Origin of the sequence: Nonomuraea sp. NPDC049486, assembly GCF_040676925.1 — a bacterium.
Lineage (GTDB): Bacteria > Actinomycetota > Actinomycetes > Streptosporangiales > Streptosporangiaceae > Nonomuraea > Nonomuraea ferruginea.
Genome location: NZ_JBFAPV010000024.1, coordinates 1 through 23,850 on the forward strand (window position 1 = coordinate 1; position 23,850 = coordinate 23,850).

At 67.1% G+C, this 23,850-nt stretch carries 16 protein-coding genes; 2 read left to right on the plus strand and 14 right to left on the minus strand.

The genetic code is table 11. The features are described 5' to 3' along the window. Positions 1-297: 297 nt before the first annotated feature. The 3 genes from AB0K05_RS41140 to AB0K05_RS41150 all read right to left on the minus strand — a co-directional run bounded on the left by AB0K05_RS41140 (position 298) and on the right by AB0K05_RS41150 (position 7,272). Positions 298-981 (minus strand): hypothetical protein, encoded by a 684-nt coding sequence (locus AB0K05_RS41140; protein WP_271277073.1) that lies wholly within the window; start codon positions 979-981, stop codon positions 298-300. 84 nt (positions 982-1,065) lie between these two features. Beyond that, positions 1,066-6,264, minus strand: a complete 5,199-nt coding sequence (locus AB0K05_RS41145) for a LamG-like jellyroll fold domain-containing protein (RefSeq protein WP_271277074.1) — start codon at positions 6,262-6,264, stop codon at positions 1,066-1,068. Positions 6,265-6,741: 477 nt separating this feature from the next. Then, positions 6,742-7,272, minus strand: a complete 531-nt coding sequence (locus AB0K05_RS41150; protein ID WP_364236784.1) for a hypothetical protein — start codon at positions 7,270-7,272, stop codon at positions 6,742-6,744. A 1,445-nt stretch (positions 7,273-8,717) separates the two neighbouring features. Between AB0K05_RS41150 and AB0K05_RS41155 the strand changes: the two genes are divergently transcribed. Continuing rightward, a complete protein-coding gene (locus AB0K05_RS41155) occupies positions 8,718-10,049 on the plus strand; it encodes a tyrosine-type recombinase/integrase (protein WP_364236788.1) in 1,332 nt (443 codons plus the stop codon). Positions 10,050-10,119: 70 nt separating this feature from the next. Beyond that, complete coding sequence (locus AB0K05_RS41160; protein WP_364236790.1) at positions 10,120-10,329, plus strand: hypothetical protein; 210 nt, start codon at positions 10,120-10,122, stop codon at positions 10,327-10,329. A 542-nt stretch (positions 10,330-10,871) separates the two neighbouring features. On the opposite strand, the gene AB0K05_RS41165 is transcribed toward AB0K05_RS41160, so the two are convergent. The 11 genes from AB0K05_RS41165 to AB0K05_RS41215 form a co-directional block, all read right to left on the minus strand. Continuing rightward, on the minus strand, positions 10,872-12,059 hold the full coding sequence (locus AB0K05_RS41165; protein WP_364236792.1) for an ABC transporter ATP-binding protein: 1,188 nt from the start codon (positions 12,057-12,059) through the stop codon (positions 10,872-10,874). A gap of 32 nt (positions 12,060-12,091) precedes the next feature. Next, a complete protein-coding gene (locus tag AB0K05_RS41170; protein WP_364236794.1) occupies positions 12,092-13,843 on the minus strand; it encodes an ABC transporter permease subunit in 1,752 nt (583 codons plus the stop codon). Positions 13,844-14,075: 232 nt separating this feature from the next. Next, positions 14,076-14,528: a (2Fe-2S)-binding protein gene (locus AB0K05_RS41175; RefSeq protein WP_364236796.1), complete on the minus strand. Its 453-nt coding sequence runs from the start codon at positions 14,526-14,528 to the stop codon at positions 14,076-14,078. After that, a complete protein-coding gene (locus AB0K05_RS41180) occupies positions 14,525-17,881 on the minus strand; it encodes a molybdopterin cofactor-binding domain-containing protein (RefSeq protein WP_364236799.1) in 3,357 nt (1,118 codons plus the stop codon). The genes AB0K05_RS41175 and AB0K05_RS41180 overlap by 4 nt, the downstream gene beginning before the upstream one ends. Before the next feature lie 32 nt (positions 17,882-17,913). Further along, positions 17,914-18,684: an SDR family oxidoreductase gene (locus AB0K05_RS41185; protein WP_364236802.1), complete on the minus strand. Its 771-nt coding sequence runs from the start codon at positions 18,682-18,684 to the stop codon at positions 17,914-17,916. A 2-nt stretch (positions 18,685-18,686) separates the two neighbouring features. Further along, positions 18,687-19,436 carry an SDR family oxidoreductase gene (locus tag AB0K05_RS41190; RefSeq protein ID WP_364236805.1) on the minus strand — a complete coding sequence of 250 codons (750 nt, stop codon included), beginning with the start codon at positions 19,434-19,436 and terminating at the stop codon, positions 18,687-18,689. A gap of 42 nt (positions 19,437-19,478) precedes the next feature. Then, positions 19,479-20,672 carry a Rieske 2Fe-2S domain-containing protein gene (locus tag AB0K05_RS41195; protein WP_364236808.1) on the minus strand — a complete coding sequence of 398 codons (1,194 nt, stop codon included), beginning with the start codon at positions 20,670-20,672 and terminating at the stop codon, positions 19,479-19,481. A gap of 32 nt (positions 20,673-20,704) precedes the next feature. Further along, the gene (locus tag AB0K05_RS41200) at positions 20,705-20,869 is read right to left on the minus strand and encodes a hypothetical protein (RefSeq protein WP_364236811.1); all 165 of its coding nucleotides are present in this window, start codon (positions 20,867-20,869) and stop codon (positions 20,705-20,707) included. Next, positions 20,866-21,777 (minus strand): VOC family protein, encoded by a 912-nt coding sequence (locus tag AB0K05_RS41205; protein ID WP_364236813.1) that lies wholly within the window; start codon positions 21,775-21,777, stop codon positions 20,866-20,868. The genes AB0K05_RS41200 and AB0K05_RS41205 overlap by 4 nt, the downstream gene beginning before the upstream one ends. A 109-nt stretch (positions 21,778-21,886) precedes the next feature. Beyond that, positions 21,887-23,128, minus strand: coding sequence for an ABC transporter substrate-binding protein (locus tag AB0K05_RS41210; protein WP_364236815.1), 1,242 nt, complete (start codon positions 23,126-23,128; stop codon positions 21,887-21,889). A gap of 19 nt (positions 23,129-23,147) precedes the next feature. Beyond that, the gene (locus AB0K05_RS41215; RefSeq protein ID WP_364236818.1) at positions 23,148-23,849 is read right to left on the minus strand and encodes an ABC transporter ATP-binding protein; all 702 of its coding nucleotides are present in this window, start codon (positions 23,847-23,849) and stop codon (positions 23,148-23,150) included. Position 23,850 lies beyond the last annotated feature (1 nt).

Genomic DNA, 23,850 nt, shown 5'->3' on the forward strand with positions numbered 1-23,850 from the left:
CCGCCTCTTGAGGTGCTGAACGAGTCCCTTTCATCCCGATCAGCCGCATAGGCTACGACCATAAGACGGCTGTCCGGAATCACCGCGGCCCCTCACTCCCCTATCAAGGCTTTTGACGCTGGGCTTCGCCCCTACCCGTTTCCAGACGAAGCCGCCAGCCTGCTACCGGGCCTCCTGGCAGCTACCCGGGCCGGACTTCCACCGGCAAGCGACGACGAGCTTACGAACAACAAGATCCACCGCTACGTCACGGCTTCACCTCCTGCTCTGCTGGGCGCACGAAAAAACTTTACTCTATCAATCACCTCCCGGGGAGTAGTTAAGGAATTCTGGGATAGGTACCGGCGACTCCGGCAGAGAACCGCTTAGAAAAAAGCTGCGGCCCGGGACGACGGACCTCACTACACTTTCACGAAGTTCAGCCTGCATGAATCTCTCTATGGCTAGAAGGCAGGCATACCGCCAGTGGGCCACAACAATCGAACCGCCAGCACCATATCCAATCGTCTCGCCCGCCGGGCTCCACACGGGGATAGTCTCGTAGTCGAAGCGAGCTCCGGCGAGATAGGGGTCGAGAGCCGAAGTGTCGTAACCGAGCCGCTGCTGTTGGTGGTTCGAAGGGTCGAGCGCGGACAGCAGACGGCCATTTGCGGCCAGCGCAAGGAGGTTATGCCATCCGGGATACGCGGGACTGATGCCCCGGTCATGCCAGCAGGTGGCCATGACCGTACCTCTTGCTGTTGCCAGGGCCGCCAACGTCTGGGGCTTAGCGCATCGAGTTCCGGAGCCGAGTTGGCAGACCAGGACGCCGTCACCCCATTCGGACAACATTGCGCCTTCAGGAGGGGTAACACTGTTGAAGCGCGCGTCGTCGCCAGAGCTGGGCTCGTTTTCCGCTCCAATGACCTGGCGGACCGACTCTATATCACGGCCTTTCACCGCAGCGAGGCAGATTAGATCAATCCAGGTAATATCGAACACCGACTGCAGATCCTTCTCGTTATGTATTTGTGCTTAGGTTGACGGGAAGGGAGGAGACGGTACTCCCTTCCCCGTCCTGTCGAGTTACTTATACACGGCGTTATCGTTCGTGGTGATCATGACCCAGAATGGAGAGCCATCCATAATCCGATATCGCCAATAGAACCACGTCAGGCGAGTGCCGGCGGCTTCATTCGGCGAGTGATATACGTATCGGACCGAATAGTTGTCTGACAGAGGCTGCCGCATTTTCCATTTACGGCCACCACCTTCCCAGGTGGAATTGAAGGGATATTCGTCGCATTCGTGGAGCACGAAGAAGGTGAGTGTGTTGCAGCCCTTTTGCCTTTGGGTCGTGGTTTCGGCGCGCAAGCCTGCGTCAGTGGTCCTGTGGAGCGGTAGGCCTTGGCCGCTACCGCGAGGTGCCACATAGTTGCCTGGCACGACTTTGTCGCTTTTGACGGGTGCAGTGCCTGGGGCCGTTGGATTGTAGAACGCATCCTTGATATGCCGAGCGACCGGTCCATGCGCAAGGCTAGTTGTTTCGTATTGCAGAATTCTGTTCGCCTCCTGGAAGATGCAACCACCTTCGTAGTTGAAGTTTGCACGTTCCGTATCGCAAGCGATGCGTACCGGATCTCTAAACTGATCGAAGTCCTCATCTCCAAGCGGGGTGGCGACCTCGATATACGGACTGATGGTACATGTTCCCAGAAAGTTCGGCCCTATATTTCCCTTATTCGACCGGATGATGAACTGTGCATACTTGTCGCCCTCCCACTCCGGCAGTGAAGCCTGTCGCCCGGTTCCAGTGATGGGCTGACACTGTGAGCCCGAAGGAGACCCGGCGAGCTTGACATAGGTGCGAATCGTCGCGGTTTGGGTTACCCCCGTTTTACGCATATGGTTGATCTTGAACCATACGTCGATGTCGCGGCTCTTGCGATTGGGATCATCCCATGCTTGATCGTTGTTCTGCCGGCCGATACGCGTGTTGATAACCGTCGACCCGCGGAACTGCACCCAGCCGACGGGAGCTTTGACGTATTTTTGTAATGCAACGTCCCAGACCATGGCATAGAGAGTGACGCCGTACCAGTGGGTGTAGCACCATGTGAAGGGAAGGTAGACGTTTTTCCATATGTACACGCCACCCGGCCCTCTGTCGCCTTCGCATTCCTCTGCTGTGAGATGACCGACCGAGAACTCCGGCGGCTCGCTGGACGCCGCTGGAGCGGTGGCCTTACGTGTCTCGCCTTCTTGTTGGGACTTACTAACGGTAAGGCTGTACCAGGTAGACCAAGCGCCATGAGCATCGCCAGTAATTACCCGGGCTCGCCATCTCACCTTCTCGCCGTCCCGGAGCTTGCCCTTGGGGACCTGTAGAGATATCCGGGTATCGTCAGGCTTGGCCGTGACCTCCCCTGACCAGATCAGCCGCTTGTCCGTGGTTGCCTTGCCCCCCTTGCCCGCCTTGACGGACTTGGTGGGCTTGCCGGCGACCTCCACTTCCACCTTCGCCTCGCCGTCGCGCCCGGCGCGCAGCCAGGCGGTCAAGTTCGGCGTGAGGTCGGAGGTGAAGGTGACGCCGTCCACGCGTTGGCCGTCGTCGACCACGAGCTTCTGAATCTGGGGGGCGAGGCTCTGCCGCAGCCGCTGCGCTGCCGTGCTCGCGGCCGCAGCGCCGATGGGGATGTTCATGTCGGTCTGGATCTCGGTGGCGGTCTGGGCGCGATTGTAGACGCGCACCTCGTCGATCAGGCCTCGGTAGAACTCGCCCAAGGCGGCGTTGCCTCCGATCCGGAGTCTGCCACCATCGTCGATGAGTTCGCCGGTCAGCGGTGCCTGCGAGACTTGGGTGCCGTTGACGTACAGGCGGACCGCATTGCCGTTGTACGTGACCGCAAGATGGCTCCACTGATTGAGTGGCAACAAATTGCTGCTCGCGCTTCCGCCGGCATCGTCGTCGGTCTCCAGCCAGCCCGCCGGGCCAGTGCCGGTGGAGGCGTACAAGCCGTAGGACCCGCCCCAACTGTGCTCTTTCAAGAGCACGGTCCTCCAGCCATCCAACGCCGAGGGCCGCACCCAGGCCGAGAGAGTCAGGGCGTTTCGCAGACGCAGCGACGCGGCATGCTGGACGGTGACCCAACTCGAGGAGCCGTTGAACGACAACGCCTTGCCGTGCTTGCCTGTCGCCCAAGTGGTGTCCCGGGCAGCCCCGGTGTTGTCGTAGCCGGAAGAGTCGCCCACCGTCGTGCCGGAGCCGTCTTCCATGCCATAGGCCGCCACCAACCCCGGCACCGGGTCGGGCGTGGGGTCCGGCGTGGGCGTCGGGGTGGGTGTGGGATCGGGGTCCGGTGTGGTGGAGCCGACGGGGGTATTCATATCGGCCTGGATCTCAGCTGTACTCTGGGCGCGGTTGTAAACGCGCACCTCGTCGATCAGACCGCTGAAGTACTCGCTGTAAGCGGCGTTACCGCCGATGCGCAGCGGACTGCCGTCATCGAAGAGACTGCCACTGAGCGGGGTCTCGTCGACCTGCTGGCCATCGACGAACAGCCGAAGCACAGTGTTGTCATAGGTGAGTGCCAGATGGCTCCAGGTGTTCACCGGCAACGGCGTGAGCGCGTCGACGTACGAGGAATCGTCGGGAGAGGTCTGCACCCAGCCGCCCGGAGCCGAGAAGTCCGTTGCGGCGTACAGGGTGTACGAGAGGCCCTCGTCCAGTTCCTTGCCCACCACACTGCTCCAGTCGGCCACCGTGGACGGGTTGACCCAGGCCGACAACGTCATCCCGGTCGTCAGCCGCAGCGACGCGGCGTCCTGAACAGTGACCCAACTGGAAGTGCCGTTGAATGACAGGGCCTTGCCAAACTTGCCGTTCGCCCAACTGGTGCTGCTGCCTGTGCCGTTATTGTTCTGGCTGGAGGAGTCGGCCACGCTTATGCCGGAGCCTTCGTTCATGCCATAGGCCGCTACGAGTCCCGGCGTCGGAGGCGGCGCGCCTGCACCTGTGGTAAACGACCAAATATAGGGCGCCATAGAAGTACCCGTTGCGTCTTTGGCGTTGGAGACGTCGATCTGGTACGTAGTCTCAGCGATGAGGTCGGAATTTGGTGTGAAAAGCCATTCGGCGTAGTTATTGAGAGGGATTACCGTGCCTTGCACGGGCGTGTTAGTAGAGTCCCTGACGGTGAGCTGCACATCAGTCACTGCCTCGCTGAACGTTACCCTTACGGTGGTTTCTGCCGGGACGTCCACAGCGTCTCGTGCCGGGACGGTCCCGGTCACAGTTGGGAGGCTAATATCGGTGCCACCGCCGGTTGTGAACGACCAAGTGTAGGGAGTCATTACATTGCCGGTACGGTCCTTGGCATCAGTGACTTCGACAGTATAGACACTTCCAGCGGCCAAAGGTGTGTTCGCAGAGAAGGTAAGCTTGACATTTTCCGAGTTCATACTGGCGTTTCCAGCCACCGCAACGCCATGCGCATCCTCAACAGTGATGGCGGCATCGCTTACCACTTCGGTGAAGTGCGCAGCTATCTGGACGTTTGTAGGGACGTCCGTAGCATCAGAGGGTGGCGTCGTCGTCCCCAGCCTGGGAGCTGTCGTGTCTGGTTCGGGTTGCGGATTGTCATCCGGGAGGTGGTCCGCATTCACGTATGTAGGTACGGAGCTGCGATTCTCGCCGAGGGTCTGGAGTTCCTCATATGTCACCGGTGAGGGGTTTGGCCCGTCAGGATGTGTCTGCGCCCGCATTGCCACGGCTTCCTCGTACGTGGGCGGTTCGGTGAGCTCCGGCCCCTCGTAAGAGTAGTAGACGGCTTCCGTCTCCATCGGAGGCGGTTCGAAGTCCACGGTGAGGATGGGCGGGTGGAGAGTGCCCAGGCAGTCTTGCCGCGGGGTTGTGGTGCAACCGCCGGCCTCGTTGGTCCGGTAGCGTCGCCAATTCCTGAGGTCGGACTCGTTGCCAGCGGTGAGTTGGAAGCCGTAGTTCGGCTCGCCGTCCGCCCAAGCCTGGACGATGTCGTCCACGGAGTGGATGAGGTCCCAGGGGTAGCTCATGGCGCCGGAGCAGTTCTCACCGGCGTAGCCGGCGTACTCGGTGTCAGCTCCGGTGGTCGTGATGCGCGGCTGGGACGACCACGTCAACGTGGAGACGTCCCAGCGTTCGGTCACCTGGTAGGCGGTGATGCCGGATCCGACGAACTCGCCGCAGTCGCTGGACAGGTGGTTCCACAAGACCAGGTCGGCGTTCTGGACCGTTGCTCCCCGGATGGGGTGGTCGGCCGGGAACTCGTCGAAGCGGATGTAGCTGCGCCAGCGGACGGCGCCGTCATTGGACTTGCCGACCAGGATCCGGTCCAGGCCGCTGTTGGCGTAGCCGTTGGGGTAGTCGGCGTTGTTGACGAAAGTGTCGTTGCCCAGCTCGGGCTCCCACCAATCGTCGTCGAACGCGGCCAGCGTGACCGGGTAGGCGACCGCAGGGTCGGCGAGGTAGGCCGGGTCGGGGGTATAGACCAACGCCGAAGCGCCCTCGTCCAGGGTGACGGTGGCCTGGCCCACCTTGCCCGCGTCGATATCGCTGTCGAGGTCGGCCGCGACCGAGTCGAGAAGCAGCGCCGGGGGCAGATCGGCGATCTTCTTGCCCTGGGACAGCAGCGCCGGTCTGCCCGCGGTGTCCTTGTCGAGGGCCATGTTCTTGGGCACCGTTGCAGGGATGCGGAAGCTGACCGGGGCATTGATCCGCTCCCGCAGGACGATCTCCTGCTTGAAGCCGGCCGCCGTGGCGGTGACGACCAGGTCTATCCCGTTGCCGTAGACCGAGGGGTAGGTGGCGGTGCTGCCGTCGATGGTGGGCTTGGGGAGTTTGCCGGGGCTGCCGATGGTGGCCGAGCCCTTGCTGCCCTTGCTCTTCAGCACGAAGGCGTCGTCACCGGCCGACAGGGTCAGCTCGCCCTTGACGGCTTTCGGCTTGATGACACCGTCGGCCTCGACCAGTGTGGTGTCGACGGGTGTGAGACCGTCGCCCTTGGCGTTCTTGACCCGGATGGGGTGCTGGTGCTGTTCCATCCGCAGGGTCTTGCCGTCGGGGTTGGCGTAGTAGGTGGCGTTCTCCGAGCGCAGCGACTCGATCTCGATGCGGCGGTTGTCCTTCTTGGCCTGCGCCAGCGCTTTGCTGGTTGGCGTGTCGGGGGCGGTGGGTGGCGTCTTGGGTGTGGGGGTGGGAGTGCCGGTGGGGGGTGGCGTGGGGACCTGGGCGATCGCGGGTGCGCTCATCAGCGAGAGCGGCAAGGTCAGAGCCGCGATCAGGGCAGCGCTGCGGCGCGTCCGGCGGGATAAGCCAGACGCTGTTCGTAATGGGTTCATTCGTGCCTTTCGAACGGATGTTGCAAAACAGGCTGATCATCACATAAGGCAGAACTAAAAGTAAAGATCCTTTTCAGCATCGGGTAGGGCACACTCCGCCACCGAGGCCGAGTCAGCGATCACTGCGCCTGCCTACTACGTTCATGCAGTTCAAGCGATCTAATCGAATCCGGGAATGCGCCTACAGCTAGTCGGGGTCGCGCCGGGTGGGGCGCCGGATGCCGCCGTGCTCGCTGCGTGCTCGTACGTCCCGTAACGCGCCGTCAGCATTCGGTACTGCCGGACATGCAAAAAGCGCCGAGACGGCACAAACCAACGCCCAACGGCACTGGCGACACTAAAGGATCTTGCTTCTAACCCGATGGCCGCAGACATCTGATCTGCGGTTCAGCACTCCCTGGTGTGGAGCGTGAGGCCGCCATCGTTCGCGGGCCGAAACCCCAGTCCGCGGAGCTCGGGACCGTCGATCGCCGTGACCACGCACAGGGCACCAACCTCGGCGACCTCGCGGACCGCAACACGCACCAGCGCCTCGCCTACCTCTAATGGCATGCCGGGCTGGACGTGCACCACGTCGAGACGGGCGATGGCGTGCCGCTTGTCCTGCCAGGATGCGGCTGCATAACCGACAAAAAGTCTCCCGCGGGCGTCGTCGACGTAGGCCTGAAGCCAGCAGGCAAGCCTGGCCTCGACGATCAGCCGCCGGGGAACGGTGACATCCATACCCGCCTCGGCCAACCAGCGGCCCGGCTTGGACCCATGCGGGGCAACCGACGCCGGCGGCGACCTCCGGATGGCGCGGACGCTCTCCCAGTCGTCCTTCACCTGCCAGATGGGAAGCACGACGTCCTCACCACAGGGGACCGCACTGATGAAGAACCCCGCAGGCCAGAGGTCAGGAGCATCACGGGTGTCCAACAGGACGTAACCCTCCCGGACCGTCCGGCGGCTTCGACGGACCAGCCCGGTATCGAGTTCCTCCGTGAGGAGATACTCAACGTCTGCGGCCCATCCATCGATTGAGGTCGCCGGCAGGCCAGTCCACGGGCTCTCCGACTTGCCGGAAACTCGACCTTGAGGGCGTAGACGTTCGGGTCTCGCCGCCAGCGGAAGATCACCAACATGGCGTCGGGCTCCGCCACGACAGCCACGGCGAAGTACCCCTTCGTCACAGCGCCCGGACGCAGCCATCGCTTCCTGACCGCTTCGAAGACCTCCTGCCGAGACCACTCAATCGTCACACATCCAGACTCCCACGCTCTTATCCGAGACGCGGGTGATGGGCGCCGACCCTGCATACGCCTTCAAGTCGCGGGAGTCGGCCAAGCGGAAGCGGCCGCCGCCAAACACGGCGAGCACCCAGACACCGGTCAGGTCGACCAGACCGTGAAGCTGGTGACGCAGCCGCCTCTACCCTCCAGCCGGCTCACGCCACGATCTTGGCGAAGAGGAGCAACTGACGGGTGGCGGTCGAGAGGGACCAAGGTGCACGGCCTCAGCCAGGACTCCAAATCCAGAATCGACTCAGGCGTTCACTCGGGCCCGCCCACCGCCGACCGCCAGGGCCTCGCCCCATTCGTACGGCCTGCGGTCAGGAGTCCAGTTTCGATTCACATCGAGGCTTCCGGGGCGAGTGCCCAAGTCGGCGACACTCGGGGACGTACGGAGTCATCAGGTTCGGATCCTGCAAGGGCGCTTGTCGCCAGGTCCCGATCTGCGGCCCGGTCAGTAGCTCAGCAAAGCGGGCCAGGAGCCCGACGCGGAAACGCCCGATTCCGGGCGAAGTGACTCGCGAGCCGCCGACCTGGGCGGGCAGACACAGCGGGTTACCGATGAGGTTGCGAGCCATCTCCACACCTTCACCAAGTTTCTGATCTTGCTCGCTGGCGTTGAGTATAGCCGCTACTTTACGCTGTAGATCCCTATGAGCGGGTCCCCCGCTGATAGCCCACGCTCACGGATAGAGGCCCCGAGCGACGACCGGTCAGTTGAACATCGCGAACCGTCTGGACCGCGGCGAGGGTGCCGGGACCTGCCGTCCCGTGACGGTCCACCCGGGCGGGTGACGGCCCGGGCCACGGTCCAACGACGGTCCAGACAGCGAAAAGGCCGGTCGCTCCATTGGAGAACCGGCCTCTGACCTGCTGCGATGTGGTGGGCGATACTGGGATCGAACCAGTGACCTCTTCGGTGTGAACTGAGTATTTCTGTCATATTGAATCCCAGGTCATCCCGCTCAAAGTGATATTAGCCCAGGTAAAATGGGGTGTAACGAGCCTGGTCCATGCCGAACAATTCCTCATCGTGACGAGCGGTCCGGGGTCAAATCGGGGTCAGATGATCATACTGGGGAAGGTGGTCGAGTGGGCTTCTCTCGCAAGCGCCTCGGAGTCGGCGGCAAGCCTCACTACACGGCGTACTACAACGACATCAAGGGAGTGCGACGGTCGGCCGGCAGCTTCACGAGCAAGAAGGAAGCCGACAAGGCCTGGCAGCGAGCCGAGGCCAAGATCGCCGAAGGACGGCTGGGCAACCCTGGCCGCGGGCGGCAGACCTTCCAGCAGTACGTCGAGGACGTGTGGCTTCCCAACCATGAAATGGAGGCGAGCACCCGGCAGGGCTACACCTACTCCCTCTACAAACACCTCATGCCCGAGTTCGGGCCGATGAGGATGGTCGACATCCTCCCCGAGCACGTACGGCAATGGGTGACCAAGATGAAGAAGGCCGACATCAAGCCTGTCACCCTCCGCTACAACAAGATCATCCTCAGCGCGATCTTCTCCACGGCATTCGACGATCAGGTCATCTTCATCCACCCTTCCAAGGGCGTGAAGACACCCACCGTCCCCAAGAAACCCCGCACGATCATCACACCCGAGCAGTTCGACATGCTCCACCAGCACCTGCCCGACGACGCACGCCTCCTCGTCGAGACCGCCATCGAGACCGGACTGCGCTGGGGCGAGTTGACCGAGCTGCGCGTGAAGGACCTCGACCTCGCCACCCGCATCCTCACGGTCAGCCGCGCCGTCGTGGAGATCAATCCGAAGTTCCACCCCCAGGGCCGCCGTTTCCTGGTCAAGGAGTACCCCAAGGACAAGGAGTATCGGCGCCTCAAGCTCACCTCCCAGTTGACTGCCAAGATCCAAGCCCATATCGCCGACCAGAGCCTCGTCATCGACGCCCTCCTCTTCACCCACCACCAGCCAGTGCCAGCACCGCGTGCCGCCCTCAGCCCTGAGGCGCTCGGCTTCACCGAGCCGAACGCCGCCGGGCGCACCTACCGGCACGGCACCATCAGCGGCTACTCCAACGGCAAGTGCAAATGCCGCCACTGCAAGGACGCCTACGCCGCCTACCGGGCCGCACGCCGCGCCGCGGGCAAGGACTCCCCCAGGACCCCGCGCACCCGCGACACCGACGGCCACATCCCCCGCGACTGGTTCCGCAAGCAGATCTGGAACCCGGCCCTCGCCGCGGCAGGCATCCAGATCCACGTGCGCATGCACGGACTGCGCCACGCCCACGCCTCATGGCTGCTGGCCGGCGGCGCCGACCTCCAAGTCGTGAAGGAACGCCTCGGGCACGCGAGCATCGCCACCACCGAGAAGTACCTCCACACCCTCCCAGACGCTGACGAAACCGCTCTCGACGCCCTGACGAAGATCCGCACAAGAGGCAGAACTGGCTGACGTCATTACCGCTGCCAGTGATCGATCGACTGCAGCGCGGCTTCAACGCACCCGGCCCAACGCCGCCAGGGTGGCCGATTTCGCCCACCTGACGGCTTGGTGCGGCGTCGTCTACGTCGCCTTCGTCGACGTCTACTCCCGGGTCAGCGTCGGCTGGGCCGCCTCGCTGACCAAGCACACCACGCTCGTACTCGACGTGCTGGACATGGCGTTGTGGCGGCGCGAACACACCCGCCGGCCAGTCGAGCCGGGGCTGATCCCACCACTCCGATACCGGTAGTCAGCCGCCGAGCTGGGAGAAGGTTCATCGACAGCCCTGAGCAGCTATCAGTCGCACCATCTCCTGATCTTTGGGAGTGCTCGGGCGGCCCACGCGCCTGCCGTACTGCCCACCGCGGCACCGAGATAGCTACCGACCCCAGCGGCGAGGCCGCACAGCGCGCCTCCCGCCGTGACGGCGCCGCGGACGGCGGCTCGCGCGGTCTTCACACCGCCGGACAGGTGCATACGGCCCTTGTGGTCCTCGGGTGTGTCCAGAAACCGTACAACCCCGGCTCCTTAACGTGACTGGCCATTCGGTTGCTGCTCAAGCCCCCGACTCCCCCAACGAGCCGTCCCTAATAGTCGCGCGCGCCGCCGTCACCGACCGGTGGCGCATCCACGACGAGTTCGTACGCGGCAACCCCACCCGCGTCCAACGGCCGGAGACTCACGCGCGGAGTCCACGGCGCCACACCCCTGAACCGCCGGGCGTCCTCGTGCCGCCGACGGGTGCGGGGCTTCTTCCGGGAGCAGCCCGACCTGGCCGGTACGTGGCACGCGTCACTGGTCGGCAGGCTCGACCGCGATGACGTGGCTCCGCTCGGGGTTGAGCTTGATCGTCACGTCCGTCCCAGGCTCCGGGATGAGCCGGGGGTGGGAGCGAACCGTCACGGTCTCCGAGCCGCACTGGACCCGGCACTCGCCGAGCTCGCCCAGGTAGCTGCGGGACAGGACCCGCCCGCGGATCTCGCCGCCGGGTTCCGAGCCGGGCTCGACGGGCTCCAGCCCGATGTTCTCCGGGCGGATGCACACGGTGACCGCGTCGCCGGCGCCCGCCTGGACGCCGCCGTGATTGGCCGACTCCACGGTGCCGATCGGGGTGCGGACCCGGAGGTGGTCATCGCCCTCCACCGAGGCCACCACGCCGGCGATCAGGTTGATGTGGCCGACGAACGTCGCCACGAACTCGGTGGCCGGGAAGTTGTAGATCTCCGTAGGCGTGCCGATCTGCTCCACCTTGCCCTGGTTCATAACGGCGATCCGTGAGGACAGGGAGAGAGCCTCGGTCTGGTCGTGCGTCACATACACCATCGTGATGTCGGTCTCGGCCTGGAGCCGCTGGAGTTCCGCGCGGAGGTCGTCGCGCAGGCGCGCGTCCAGGTTCGACAGCGGCTCGTCGAGCAGGAGGACGGGCGGGCGCATGACCAGAGCGCGGGCCACCGCCAGGCGCTGCTGCTGGCCGCCGGAGAGCTGGTTGCCCCGGCGCGCGGCGAAGGGACCGAGCTGCACCTTGTCCAGCGTCGCCGTGACCCGGGCGTCGAGTTCCTCCTTGGCGGGCCGGGCGCGGCGGTTGACGGTCAGCGGATAGGCGACGTTCTCCCGTACGGTCATGTGCGGCCAGATCGCGTACGACTGGAACACCATGCCGAAGCCACGGCGGTTCGTGGGCACGAACCGGGGCGGATCCGAGGAGTAGAGGACGTCGTCGGGCGTGGCGATCGTCCCGGAGTCGGGCGTCTCCAGGCCCGCGAGACACCTCAGCAGCGTCGACTTGCCGCAGCCGGACGGCCCCAGCACGGTGAAGACCTCGCCCTGGTCGATGGAGAGGTCGATGCCGCGCAGCGCGAGGTAGTCATCCTGCCCGGTCTTCGACCGATACGTCTTGTACAGCTCCTTGACCACCAAGGCGGGAGCAGGACCCTGCGCCCCCGCGGCCAGCGGCTGGTTCGGCTGCGCTGTCGTCTGCACGTCTACTTCCCTTGTTCTACTCGATGGATCAGTCACTTGACCTGCAGCCGTGCGCCCACCATGCGGGTGAGCAGGCTGGTGAGGAACGCCATCCCGGCGATCAGCACCCCGACGACAGCCGCGGATTCCTGGCTGGAGCTGGTCGCGAATTTGAACATCAGCAGCGACAGGGTGTTCGTCCCGGGGCTGGCCAGCAGGACCGTGGCGCTGATGTCCTTCATCGCGGTCATGAAGGTGATGGCGAAGACCGGCATCATCATCGGGCTCACCAGCGGCACGACCACCCGGCGCAGCGTGGTGAGCCAGGACGCGCCCGACACCGAGGAGGCGTCCTCCAGGTCACGCGAGAGCTGCTGCACCGACGTGCTCATCATCTGGCTGCCGAGTGGCATCGCCTGGACGATCAGTACGAGGATCAGCGGCAGGAGCGTGGTCAGGAAGCGCGTGAGCAGCGGCGTCATCAGGGCGATGGTGAGGAACGCGGTGCCGATCAGCAGGCCGGGGATCGCGTACGGCAGCCAGGAGACCACCGAGATGACCGACACGACCCGGCCGCGACGGCGAGTGAACAGGATGCCCAGCAGGGTGTAGATGACGGTGCCCACGACGGCCACGATCAGCGAGACCCAGATGGAGTTCCACATCGCGCCGGCGAAGTCGTCGCTGGTGAAGACCTGGGTCCAGTGCCGGGTAGTCCACGGGGAGGGCAGGAAGAAGAACCCGAAGAGGCGGGTGAAGGACCCGGCGATCAGCATGCCGAACGGCAGGACCAGGAAGAGCGCGATGCTCAGGTAGATCACGATCGTGCCCGCCCAGACCAGCGGGGTGCGCGGGCGGATCCGGATGCCGGCCGCCTTCCCGGACAGGGTGCTGATGTCCGCGCGCCTGGCCAGCACCCTCCGGTAGACCAGCGCGACGGCGAACAGCAGGACGAGCAGGACGGAGCTGAGCGCCATGGCCTGCGGGTAGTCGGCCGGGTTGGCCCTGAGCAGGTCGTAGATGCGCGTCGAGTAGACGAACAGGTGGGCGGGCGTGCCGAGCAGTTCCTCGACCTCGAAGGTCTCCAGGCTCTTGATGAACCCGGCGAGGAACGCGACGAGCAGCGCCGGCGTGAGCAGCGGCATCGTGATGCGGCGCAGGGTGGTGAAGCCGCCGGCGCCGGCCACCGCGGAGGCGTCCTCGTAGCTGGAGTCGAGCGCCTCCATCGCCGGGGTGACCAGGATCGCCATGATCGGGACCGTGGCCAGGGTCAGGTAGATGAACATGATCCCCGGTATCGACCCGAGGTCGAAGACGGGCCCGGTGACGAAGGGCAGCTTCATCAGCAGCTGGTTGACCAGGCCGTAGCCGGGATCCAGCAGGAGCTGCCAGCCGAACGTCATCGGCAGCACGGGGAGGAAGAAGGCGAACCAGAGCGAGCTGTGGATGAAGCCCTTCCCCGGCACGTCGAACCTGACCAGCATCCAGCTCAGCAGGAAGGCGATCCCGAGCGAGATCGGCACGCGCAGCGACAGGATCAGGGACACGACCAGCGAGTCGACCGTGGTCGCGCTGTCGAAGACGCGCTCCCACGGTGCCAGCGACCAGACGGGGGTCTGGCCCGGCGAGGCGTCGTTGAAGCTGCTGATGAGCACGTACGCGACCGGCAGGATCGTGGGCACGCCCACCAGGAGCAGGACGAGCCAGAGCCACCGGGGCGACCTCTCGGAACGCGCCCGCCTGCGCCGGCCGGTGGCCGGTGAGCGGCGCTGTTCTTGAGTGGTGATGGGTTCAACTCTCGCCATGAGTGGCACTGCTCCCGTCTCGTCCCTAAACGCGGGAAACTTTCTGACTTTGCGGCACGATCTCGGCAGCCGGATCAGAGGCGCCGAAGCGCTTCCGGAATGCAGGATCTGGACCCGCCGCTACCGTTCGCCACGCCGTTCCGCAAGCGGGTGCGTCTTTCCTTGGGGGGAAAGACTCGCATCGGGGAAATGGCAGGTCAACGACGCATCCCGGGTTGTGGAACGACCGGGATCAGGCGTCCAGCACCCGCCGGACGGCCCTGTTGATGCCGAGGTAGCCGGTGCACCGGCAGAGGTTTCCGACCATCGCCTCGCGGATCTCGTCGTCGGTCCTCTCCCGGCCGTCGTCCGCGGCGCACAGGGCGTAGGCGGACATCAGCTGCCCGGGCGTGCAGAAGCCGCACTGGAAGCCGCCCTCCTCCGCGAAGGACTCGCGGAGCGCGGCCATCTCCTCGGCGACGCCCTCGACGGTGCGGACCTCGTCCTCGACCGTCGCCGTGACGGTCACGCAGGCCAGCCGCGGCTTGCCGGCGATGAGTACGGTGCAGGCCCCGCACTCCCCGACCCCGCACGCCTCCTTCGCCCCCGTGAGCCGCAGCCGGCCGCGCAGGGTCGTCAGCAGCCGCTCAGCCGGTTCCAGATCGAACTCGTGCGCCGAGCCGTTCACCACCAGGCGCTTGTTCATGTTTCCTCTTTCTGCACCAGTTCGCGGAGCGCCGACTTCAGGAGGTTCGCGGCGGCGAACGCCTTCCAATGGTTGCCGGGCAGCGGATGCGTCTGGCCGAGCCACGCTTCGGCCACCCGTTCCAGCAGGTCCGGGGTGACGCGCCCGCCTTCCAGCAGCGCTTCGGCGGCTCGCACCCGCGCCGGGGTGGGCGACACGCCGCCGAGGACCACCCGCACGTCCCGGACCGTGCCCGGCTCCGGCACCTCGGCCGAGACGCCGACGGTGGCGACCGCGAACGCGCCCTTCCAGAGCGAGAACTTGCGGTAGACGGTGGAGCGCCACAGGGCCGGCGCGGGAACCGTGACCCGGACGATGACCTCCTCGGGCGTCAGCCCCACCTCGCCCGGGCCGGTGTAGAGATCCTCGACCTCCAGCCGGCGCTCGCCCCCGGGACCGGCCACCGTCAGCTGCGCGTCCAGCGCGATCAGCGTGGTAGCGAGGTCCGACGGGGTCACCGCCTGGCACCGGTGGCCGCCCTCGACCGCGTGGTAGAAGCGATGGTCGCCTTGCACGGCGTAGCAGGGCCTGGTCGTCCCGCCGCGCTTGTAGCAGTCGAAGCCGTTCCGGTAGAACCAGCAGCGCTTGGCCTGGCAGAGGTTTCCGGCGATGGTGGCCACCCCGCGCAGCTGCGGGGTGGCGATCTCCCGGACCGTGCGCCGGATCGCCTCGCCCACCCGGTCGTCGGTCTCCAGCGCCTCCAGGGTCACCGCCCCGCCGATGACGAGCGCGCCCGAGTCGTCCGTCGCGATCCCGGTCAGCTCGCCGCGCGGGGAGAGCTGGACCAGCGTGGACGCCACGGGGAGGCCCTGCTTCTCCCGGACCAGCACGTCCGTGCCGCCGCCTATCGGCACGGCGCCGGGCTGCTCGCGCAGCAGGCGGACGGCGTCCTCGGCGGACTCGGCCGTAAGGACCCGCTCGACCCGCCCGGGCGGAGGGGAGGCCTTCAGCTTGGGCCCGCCCCGCTCCAGCAGCTTGTGCACGCCGAGCGGGTAGGACCGGCGCATGCCCGAGACCCACAGCCGCTTGAGGTTTCCGCCGGGCCTCCCGGCCTTCTCGGCCAGCCCGTCACGCCTCCGGACCGCGCCGAGCACACGGTCGGGGGTGAGCGGCGCCTCCCGGATGCGGGCGCCGATGGCGTGGGAGACGGCGTTGGTGAGCGCCGGGCCGGTGGGCAGCAGCACGATCTCGCCGAGTCCCTTGGCGCCGAAGGGCCCCTCCGGGTCGTCACATTCCAGGAAGATCGTCTCGATGGGGGGTGCGTCGGTGGAGCGGGGCAGCGCGTAGTCCACGTAGGCCGGGTTCACCGCCCGGCCGCCCTCGTAGATCATCTCCTCGCTCATGGCGGCGCCGAGGCCCATGAGGACGCCGCCCTCGACCTGCCCGCGCGCGGTGTTCTGGTTGATGATGGTGCCCGAGTCGTGAGCGGCGACCACCCGCACGACCTTGACAGCGCCGGTGTCGGTGTCGACCTCGACCTCCACAGCGTGCGCGGCGAAGGCGTACGAGGGCGCGATGTTCTCGTAGCCGTCCTCGGCGGCGTCGTGGTAGGGGCCGACGAACTGGCTCTCGATCGAGAAGGATCCGTCGTCGGCGTCGGAGAGCAGGGCCGCGAGGTCGCCCATGGCGAGCCGGTTGCCGTCGTACTCGGCGTGGCCGTCGGACCACCGCACCGCGGCCGGGTCCGCGTGGAACTTCTCGGCGGCGGCGCCGATCAGGACGTCCCGCAGGTCCGAGGCCACCTTCCTGGCGGCGTGGACCGAGTGGTAGGTGCCGCGCGACGCCCCCGCTCCGGCGTCGGGCGGGGTGAGGTCGGTGTCGGTGGAGACGACGCTGATGTCGTCGAGCGAGATCCCGAGGATCTCCCCGACCGCCTGCGCGATGATCGTCTTCTGCCCGGTGCCCGCGTCTCCGACGCCCGACCGCAGGGTGGCGTGACCGTCCGGGCGGACCTCCAGCGCGGCGCTGGAGGTGACCATGTGCTGGCGGTGCAGCCCGGTGACGTGCACGCTGCAGGCGACGCCCACGCCGCGGCCCCGGCCTCCCGTCCGCCGCTTCTCGTCCCAGCCGATCTTCTCCCGGACCGTTTCGAGGCAGGCCTTGAGCCGGCCGGAGTGGATCTCCCAGCCGGTGAGCGAGGTCTCTCCCACCTCCGACACCGCGTTCAGCAGGCGCAGGTCGATGGGGTCCATGCCGATTTCGCCGGCCAGCTCGTCCATGGCGCATTCGAGCGTCCAGTTGACCTGGAAGCCGCCTGCGCCCCGGAAGGACGACGGGGACTGCTTGTTGGTGTAGACGCACCGGCCGCTGCTGGTGTAACTCTGCCAGCGGTAGGAGGATCCGAGTGCGACGGAGCCGTACTCCATCTCGCCAGGCCCGGAGTAGTTGTACGCGCAGTTGTCGACGTCGTAGTCGGCGTTGAGGAACGTCACCCGGCCGTCGTCATCGCAGCCGATCCGGATCCGGGTGTCCCACCAGAAGCGCGACTTGGTGAAGGCGAACTCCTCGTGCCGCGACTGCTTGAGCTTGACCGGCTTCCCGGCGGCCATGCTGAGCGCGCCGACCAGGACCTCGGTGCTGGAGATCTGGCTGCGGCCGCCGAAGTCGCCGCCCACCGCCAGCTCGTGCAGCCGCACCCGATCCTTCTCCAGTCCCAGGACGTGGGCGATGTCCGTCTGGAGCTTGCGCGGGTTCTGCGAGGGGACCCACATGTGCAGGCGGTTCTCGTCCGCCCGCCAGTCCGCGAGCACAGTGTGCGGTTCCATGGTGGCGTGCGTCTGCCGGCTGGAGACGTACCGGGCGCTGATGGCGTGCCGGGTGGCCTCGCGGGCCCGCTTCTGGTCGCCGAACTCCCGCCTGATCCGGCTCGCCACGTTGTCGGGGTTCTTCGCGTGGATGGCCGGCGCCTTCGGTTTGAGCGCGTCCTCGACGGTCGCCAGCGTCGGCAGGAGCCTGTACTTGACGCGGATCGCGGCCAGCGCCCGCTCCGCCGCCGCCGCGTCGTCGGCGGCCACGATCGCGACCGGTTCGCCGACGTGCCGAACGACGTCCTTGGCCAGCGGGTACCGGTCGGAGTCGGCGGGCCGGTAGTCGATGTACCGCCGGTCCGGCAGGTCCGCGCTGGTGAGCACGGCGTGCACGCCGGGGAGGGCGCGCGCCGCCGAGACGTCGATGGAGACGACCCTGGCGTGCGCGTGCGGGCTGCGCAGCACGGCTCCGTGGAGGAGCCCGGGAAGGTCGATGTCATCGGCGTACTGGGCGGCGCCGCTGGTGATCTTCGCCCAGTCCACCGGCTTGGCGTTCGTACCGATCAAATTCACAAGAGTTCTCCGGCTCATGGTGGGCCCTAGGCCGCGGTCATCCCGCCGTCCACCGCGATGGTCTGTCCGTTGATGTGGCCGGCGGCCTCCGAACCGAGGAAGGCGACCGCGCGGGCGATGTCCTCGGGCGTCGTCAGCCTGCCGCTCGGGGTCTGCTCCAGCATCGCGAGCAGCCCGGGGTCGCCCGCCTCCACCAGTCGCCGCACGTTCGGGGTGCCGACCGGCCCGGGGGCCAGGCAGTTGGCCGTGATGCCGAACCGGCCGAACTCGTAGGCGAGCTGGCGGACGAACCCGCTCAGCCCCGCCTTGGCCGCCGAGTACGCCGAGTGGCCGGCCAGCCCGATGAGACCGGCCACCGAGGAGATGGCGACGATGCGCCCGTAACCCCGCTCCACCATCCCGCCGAGCACGGCGCGGGAGAGGAGCACCGGCAGCAGCAGGTTGTTCTCGACCTGCGCGCGCAGGTCTGCCGGGCTCTTGTCCAGGAAGGGCCCGGGACGCGCGCCGGCCCAGCCGCCGGCGCTGTTGACCAGCACGTCGATGCCGCCCAGCGTCTCGGTGACCGCGTCGACGGTCCGGGTGACGGCCTCATCGTCGGTGAGGTCGGCGACCACGGACACGGGCCGCTCACCACGTGTACGGGCGAGCTCGTCGGAGAGGCCAGCCAGGGCTTCGGAGTTCCGTCCGCTGATCACGACCCGGAGCCCCGAGGATGCGAGCTCGCCCGCGACGGCCCGGCCGATCGGCCCGGTCGCGCCGGTCACGAGCGCGACCCGCCCGTTGGAAGAGTCCGGCATCGTCATCCCCCACCGTTGAGCACCAGGCTCTCGCCGTTCACGTAAGAGGCCCGCGGGGACGAGAGCCAGAGCACCGCCTCGGCCACCTCCTCCGGCATCGCGATCCGGCCGATGGCCAGCGCGGCGCCGTAGTCGTCGGCGGCGCTGCCCCGCTCTCCAGCCATCCGCTCCAGCATCGGGGTGCGCACCGCGCCGGGGCAGACGGCGTTCACCCGGATACCCTGGGCCGCGTAGTCCTTGGCTGCCGCCCGGGTCAGCCCGAGGATGCCGTGGATGGCGGCGCAGGCTGTGGCGAAGCCGGCGACTCCGTACAGCCCCCAGTCACCCGCCATGTTCACGATCGAGCCGCCCCCGCTGCGGAGCAGGGCGGGCAGCTCGTACTTGACGCAGCGCATCGCGCCGGTGAGGCGCAGGTCCAGCAGGCGCTGCCACTCCGCCTCGTCGATCTCGGCGACGGGCGCGCGCCCGCTCTCCTGGCCCGCGGCGTTGAAGGCGCAGTCGATTCCGCCGTAGGCCGCCTCGGCGGCGCCGATGAGCTCGCGGACGCTGTCCGAGTCGGTGACGTCCACCGGGATGAAGACGCCCTCGGCGCCCGCCTCCTCGATGGCCGCCACCGACTCGGCGCCCCGCGTCTCGTTCCGGCCGGCCACGACGACCTTGGCGCCGGCCCGGGCGTACGCCAGCGCGGTGGTACGCCCGATGCCGGACGTCCCGCCGATGACCAGCGCCACCTTGCCGTCGAAATCGGGCACGTTCCTTCTCCTCGCTGCTTGCTCGATCCGGTCGTGACCGGGCTAGGGCTTCTTCGCCGCGGACGGCTTCTTCTGCTCCCGCTTGGGCTCGAAGGCCGACTCCACGAGTCGCCGCCACCGGGTGATGGAGACGTCGGGGCGGAACAGGCGCTCCGGCGGGGCGTCCATCTCCTCGACCATCCAGGCGTCGCGGCCGGTGAACTTGCCGTGGAAGAGCCAGCGGATGTAGGTCCAGTACCGCAACCGGAAGGCGACGTCGCCGAGACCGGTCTTGAACCTGACCGCGTACTGCACGTAGCGGTGGTGGTTCTCGTCCTCGGGCACGTACCACTCGAAGTGCAGGTACGTCGTCCACGCCACCCGCAGCAGGCCCGGGAGCCGCACGGAGATGTGGCCGGGCAGGTTCAGCGACTTGATGGTCGGGTCGAGCCGCTTGCCGACCTCGCCGGGGGTCATCTTCCGCTGCGCCACCTGGGTGATCTTCCGGCGCGGCCACTTGCCAAGCCCGGGGAAGTCCGACTCGTACTCGACCGACTCCTGGACCCGGAAGAGCCAGTCGCCGTCCTCGCTGGCCACGATCTTCGTCCTGGCCCAGCCGGGCATCTGCCGGAACATCATGAACGCCTGGTCCCGGTGGAGGTAACGGGCGTGGCCCTCGTCGAATCCGTTTTCCACGGCGAAGCGCCAGTTGCCGTAGCGGCCCGGCGTGATGCGCCCGGCGGCGACGAAGTCGTGGGTGAACAGCTCCTCGGGCAGCTGGTCCCGGAGCGGTGTCGGCTCCTGGTCGCCGACGAAGACCCAGACCAGACCCAGCGCTTCCTCGGTCGGGTAGGACCGGACCGAGACGTTGCCCACGATCGGGGAGTCGGGGCCGTCCGGGAGCGCCGCGCAGAGCCGGCCGTCGGTGACGTCGAAGGTCCAGCCGTGGTACGGACAGCTCACCGTGCCGGGGAACACCTTCTTGCCCTCGGAGAGCTTCACGCCCCGGTGCGGGCACCGGTCGTGCAGCGCGTACACCTTGCTCCCCTCACGGATGAGCATGATGTTCTCGCCCAGCAGCTTGACGCCCTGGGGCTTGTCCCCCAGGTCGCGCGCCCACACGGTGGGGTACCAGTAGTTGCGCAGTCCGAGCGTGGCCGCCTCGTAGTTCGGCCACTGCCTCCAGTCCTCCAGGCCCTGGGGACGGGGCTTGCGCTCTTTACGGGCGCCGTTGGCCTCTTCAGGCTTCGTAGTCACAGAACTTCCTCCTAGCCACCGAGCTGCGTGCTTCAGGACCTGGCGGTCCGCCGGGCGAGACCCCGGGGGACCTGCTGTCCGTTGCGGACCGACATCGTTCGGGTCTCCCGGATGCCCGTGATCACCTTCCGCGTCGCCGGGTGCAGGGCGACCAGAACCGCCAGCGACAGCGCGCTGGGAACGATCCAATGCTTCATGACGACGCCTTTCGCTTCTCGATCTGGATCTCGCGGCCCCGGACCACCTGGTGGCCCCAGCTGCTGGGCCGTCCCGCATAGCGGGAGATCGTCCATTCGCTGTCATCGATCAGCCGCCCCTCGCAGCCGACCTCGATCTCGATGTCGCCTGGGGCGTTGGCGTAGAACGACAGCATGCCGTCGTTGGTGTGCCGGCCGATGCCGCGGACGACCGCCCCGGCCGCCAGTGCCCGGTCGTACAGCCGGCCGACGTCGTCGACGCTCGCCAGCTCGACCATGATGTGCCGCAGGCGGCGCGGGAGGTCGGCCGGGACCAGCGCCAGGCTGTGGTGCCGGGGGTTGCAGCGCAGGAACGTCACCTGACGGACCTCGCCGGTGTCCGCGGGGATGTCGGCGAAGTCGGTCACCCGGAAGCCCAGGCCCTCGCGGTAGAACCGCAGGCAGCCCGCCAGGTCCCGGGTCGAGAGGACGACGTGCCCGGCACCGAGCCTGCCGGTGACGAACCGGGCCCCGATCGGGGACACGTATGGGCGCCCGGCCGAGGAGCGGGCGCCGTAGGCGAGCTCCACCCGCAGGCCGTCGGGGTCGGTGACCACCAGGAGCCGCGTCACGCCGCGGTCCTCGACCAGCGTCTCGGAGCCTTCCGCCACGGCGAATCCGAGGGATTCGAGCCGCTCGCCGAGTTGCCGAAGCGTTTCCAGGTCCGGCACGTCGAATCCGACGTAGCTGACGTCGTTGGCCTGACCGTCCTCCACGGAGAATCGCCACACCCGGTCGTCCAGACGGAGCCGCGCGCCTTCGTGACCGCCCTCCAGCAATTCGACGCCGAGAACCTCGGAGAAGAACGCCGCGGTCTGCGAGAGTTCCGTTGACGAGAATCCGAGATAGCCCAGTTGCAGGTCTCTCACATGATCTCCTCAAGGGTTAGCAGGGCCGGCTGACCCCAGGTCAGCAAGCTATTGTCCGGGTCCCGGACCGGCAATCGGACGTCCCACGATCCGGGACCCGACCGGCGTTTCAGCCGCCCGGCAGGAATTCCGGCGCGGTGACGTCCGCGGCGGGAATGGTGGTCGCCAGATCGCAGGTCCAGCCGCGGGACGAGGCGGAATCACCCTGGCATTTCGCCATCGCCACCGAACTCGCCAGGTAATGATTGGCGACCGTCACCTCCCCCTTGTGATTGGTGAAGGCGAGACCGCCGTCAAGGGCCTTCTGGACTTCCTGGGGATCGGTGGAGCCGGCCTTTTCGACGGCCGCCTTGAATGCGCTCAGCGCATTGGTCGCGGCGAAGTGGCCCCACGGGTAATCCTGGTCCGCGAATTTCGCCTCGTACGCCTTGCGCAGCGCGGCGTGCTCTGCCACGTCCTCGTACGACTGCGGGATGAAGTCCGAGATGCCCCACACCTCGGGGAGGTCGGCGCCGACCGCGTCGAGGATCTGGTCGGTCAGCGACTGGAACAGCACGACGTCGTACCGGTCGAAGAGCCCGGCGGCGGTGGCCTGCTTGACGAAGTTCGGCGCGAGGCTGCCGAACAGGTAGACGTAGAGCCCGCGCTGGCCGCCGGTGGCGCGCGACTGCAGGGAGCTGATGTACGACCGCTGGTCGGTGGCGGCCATCGGCGTGAACACCGTCTGGTCGACCTTCGCCCCCGGCTGCTGCTTCTGGATCTCCTCGGTGACCTGCTCGGCTGTCGTCTTGCCGGTCAGGTAGTCCATCGTGTAGACGTCCCAGGTCTTGACATCGGAGAACTTGTCCCGGGCGAGTACGCCGGCCGCCCGCGCGAAGCTGTCCTGCGAGAGGTCGGCCATGTAGTAGTTCTTCGGGCCGTCCGGAGGCAGCAGCGACGGGTCCTTGCAGCCGCCGACCACGACCGACCCCAGTTGCTGGGCGACCGGCCCCAGGGCGGCGCAGATGGAGCTCGTCCCGTTGGGCACCACCAGGTGGATGCCGTCGGAGGCGAACTCGCGAAGGTTCTGCAGTGCCTTGGCCTGCTCGCCGGCGTCGTCCTTGGTCACGACCTCGACCTGCCGGCCGTTGATGCCGCCGGAGTCGTTGACCATCGCGGCCCACGCCTCGGCGCCGTCCCGCATCGGGATGCCGGCGGCGGCGAAGTTACCGGTGAGATACGTGCTGAGGCCGATCCTGATCGGCCCCTCGCCGTCGCCCTTGTCGTCGGCCGCGTTACCGCATCCGGCGGCTGCCGCGCTGAGGGTCAGGACCACGAGTGAAGCGGAGAGCCGCCTCAGTACTTTGCGCATGTTCTTCCCTGGGTAGTGATCAGACCGACAGATAGCGGCTCTGGATTTCGGTGTCCCGCTGGAACTCCTCCTTGGTCCCGGCGAAGACGAGGGCTCCCCTGTCGAGGACGAGAACCCGGTCGGCCAGCCCGAGCGCGAAGGGCACGTTCTGCTCGGTCAGGAGGACGGAGGTCTTGAACTCCGACCGGAGGAGGCGGATCGCGTCCCCGATGTGCTCCAGGACGACCGGGGCCAGCCCCTGGGAGGGCTCGTCCATGATGAGCGTGCTGGGCCGCGCCACGAGCGCCCGCGCGATCGCCACCATCTGCTGCTCCCCGCCGCTGAGCTCGTTGCCCATCCGGTCGAGCAGCGGCTTCAGCTTGGGGAGGAGGTCGACCACCTCGCTCACGTCCAGGCCCTGGCCCTCACGTACCGCCGCGTAGGCGAGCTGGATGTTCTCCCGGACGGTGAACTCGGCGTAGACGCGCCGGTCCTCGGGGACAAGCTGCATACCCGCGCGGGCGCGCTGATGGGTGGGGAGCCGCAGCAAGTCGCGGCCGTCCAGGACGACGCTCCCCCTGGCCCGCACCGTGACCCCCATCAGGGCGCGTGCCGTGGTGGTCTTCCCGCTGCCGTTCCGGCCGAGCAGGGCGGCGAGCGAGTCGTCCTCCAGGGTGAAGCCCACGTCGAACAGCGCCTGGGCCCGCCCGTACGAGGCGGAGAGGTTCTCTACCGTCAGCATC

Coding starts and splice junctions, on each gene's coding strand:
- AB0K05_RS41145 (WP_271277074.1), bottom strand. CDS start 6,264: ATGAGCGCACCCGCGATCGCCCAGGTCCCCACGCCACCCCCCACCGGC.
- AB0K05_RS41170 (WP_364236794.1), bottom strand. CDS start 13,843: ATGGCGAGAGTTGAACCCATCACCACTCAAGAACAGCGCCGCTCACCG.
- AB0K05_RS41175 (WP_364236796.1), bottom strand. CDS start 14,528: ATGAACAAGCGCCTGGTGGTGAACGGCTCGGCGCACGAGTTCGATCTG.
- AB0K05_RS41185 (WP_364236802.1), bottom strand. CDS start 18,684: ATGCCGGACTCTTCCAACGGGCGGGTCGCGCTCGTGACCGGCGCGACC.
- AB0K05_RS41200 (WP_364236811.1), bottom strand. CDS start 20,869: ATGAAGCATTGGATCGTTCCCAGCGCGCTGTCGCTGGCGGTTCTGGTC.
- AB0K05_RS41210 (WP_364236815.1), bottom strand. CDS start 23,128: ATGCGCAAAGTACTGAGGCGGCTCTCCGCTTCACTCGTGGTCCTGACC.
- AB0K05_RS41215 (WP_364236818.1), bottom strand. CDS start 23,849: ATGCTGACGGTAGAGAACCTCTCCGCCTCGTACGGGCGGGCCCAGGCG.